Origin of the sequence: Streptomyces sp. DH12 (assembly GCF_020873895.1) — a bacterium.
In the GTDB taxonomy this organism is placed as follows: Bacteria; Actinomycetota; Actinomycetes; order Streptomycetales; family Streptomycetaceae; genus Streptomyces.
Map to the genome: position 1 here is coordinate 1 of NZ_JAHWGT010000718.1, position 509 is coordinate 509.

Annotated in this window: 1 protein-coding gene; it reads right to left on the reverse strand. The window is 74.7% G+C overall.

All coding sequences use genetic code 11. From position 1 onward, the window contains the following. The coding region (locus LPA54_RS36690; RefSeq protein WP_228984826.1) for a S8 family serine peptidase at nt 1-509 on the reverse strand (509 nt) is incomplete at both ends.

Genomic DNA, 509 nt, shown 5'->3' on the forward strand with positions numbered 1-509 from the left:
CGGCGGCGGCGCTGGTGCCCCAGCCCTCGTAGTACTTGTGGTCGGGGTCGGCGATGATCACGTCGACGCCGGGGGCGCTGACCGTGGCGTACCAGCGGCGGGTGGAGAAGGGTGCGCGGGTGCCGTAGCGGTCGACGGCGGTGGCGGCGATGACGCCCGGGTAGGCCGCCGGGTAGGAGATCCGGTCGCCCTTCTCGCCGCCGTTGCCGGCGGAGGCGACGACGACCACGCCCTTGCGCAGGGCGTACTGGATCGCCTCGTCCTCACCCTGCTCCGGGTGCGCGGAGGCGGAGTCGTCGCCGAGGGAGAGGTTGATGACGTCGGCTCCGTGGTCGGCGGCCCAGCGGATGCCCTCGGCGAGGGCGTTGCCGCGGGTGCTGCGGGCCTTGGCGCGGGCCGGGTCCTTGTCCTCGAGGATGACGCGGACGGGGAGGATCCTCGCCTCGGGGGCGACGCCCAGGACGCCGTCGCCGTTGCCCGGGCCGTGTCCGTGACCGGCGATGATGCCG